We start from the raw sequence: 1,453 nt of genomic DNA, 5'->3' as shown, positions 1-1,453 counted from the left end.
TCCGGAAGCCATTCCTTCGCTCCCGGTGCAGGACCTCGCCATATCGCTTTTCATCCGAAAGAAAAATACGCTTATGTCATGACAGAATTAAGCAATGAAGTGATTGCGCTTGAATACAACCCGACAGCCGGCGAATTTAGAGAAATCCAAGTCGTTTCTGCCATCCCTGATGATTTTACAGATAACAGCCAGGGAAGCGCAATTCATGTCACGCAGGACGGACGTTTTGTTTATGTCGCAAACCGCGGCCATGACAGTATCGCCGTATTTGAAGTGAATCAATATTCAGGAGAGCTGGCTTTCGTAGAAAGAGTGTCGACAGAAGGAAACTGGCCTCGTGACTTTGTACTTGACCCAATGGAAGGGTTCCTCGTTGCTTCAAATGAAGAAACAGGAAACCTTGTCTTGTTTGAAAGAGACAAAGAAACCGGCCGATTGACACTCCTCCCATCAACGGTTTCTGTCCCTTACCCGGTTTGTGTAAAGTTTTTACATCAAGTATAAACAAATGGAGTGGCTCTAGTAAAAAGGAGCCACTCTTTTTATTTATCTCACTTTTTCCTTCGTTTCAGCATTTCGATACAAATGGCAAGCGACAAAACGGCCGGGTTCGATTTCTTGAAGCTGGGGACGAGATTCTCCACATTCAGGCATCGCCTCCGGACAGCGGGTACGAAACACGCAGCCGCTTGGCGGATTGACCGGGCTCGGCAGCTCCCCTTTCAAGAGAATACGCTCACGCTTGTCCTCCAATTCAGGATCTGGAATCGGAATCGAGGACAAAAGCGCCTTTGTATAGGGATGGAGCGGTTCACGATACAAGGTGCCGCTCTCTGTAATTTCCATCATGTGTCCTAAGTACATAACACCGATCCTGTCACTGATATGCTTCACCATCGAAAGATCATGGGCAATGAATAAAAACGTAAGCCCTTTCTCTTTTTGAAGCCGCTTCAGCAGGTTGACCACCTGCGCTTGAACAGAGACATCAAGAGCAGAAATCGGTTCGTCCGCCACGATAAATTCAGGATTCAGCGACAGTGCTCTCGCAATCCCGATTCTTTGCCTTTGCCCGCCGCTGAATTCATGCGGATAACGGCTGCCAAAATCGGGATGAAGCCCAACTGCCTCAAGCAGCTCGTCCACGACGAGAAGCCGCGCTTTATGGGTATTGTAGAGATTGTGAATCTCCATCGGCTCCAAAATAATTTCTCGAACGGTCATGCGCGGGTTAAGTGAAGCATAAGGGTCCTGAAAAATCATCTGCAGTTTGCGGTTGAAGGCAAACTGCTCTTTTTCACTCAGCGCATGAAGATTTGTGCCGCGGTATGTCACGCTTCCTTCTGTCGGCTGATAAAGGCGCATCAGCACTCTCCCCAAGGTTGATTTCCCGCACCCTGATTCCCCGACTAGCCCGAACGTTTCTCCTTCACGAATCTGAAAGGTGACCCCG

The 1,453-nt window shown here is 48.7% G+C and carries 1 protein-coding gene and 1 pseudogene; one reads left to right on the top strand and one right to left on the bottom strand.

The genetic code is table 11. The features are described from left to right. A pseudogene (gene pgl / locus ACWHAR_RS21230) lies at positions 1-504 on the top strand (6-phosphogluconolactonase); the annotation flags it as partial. A 42-nt stretch (positions 505-546) separates the two neighbouring features. On the opposite strand, the gene ACWHAR_RS21225 reads toward pgl, so the two are convergent. Beyond that, positions 547-1,453: ABC transporter ATP-binding protein (locus tag ACWHAR_RS21225; RefSeq protein WP_452087736.1), on the bottom strand; the 907-nt coding region annotated here is incomplete at its 5' end.

Source organism: Bacillus sp. LR--39, assembly GCF_053613335.1.
The sequence above is the reverse complement of the archived record's forward strand: the minus strand, read 5'-3'. Positions and strand labels throughout refer to the sequence as shown.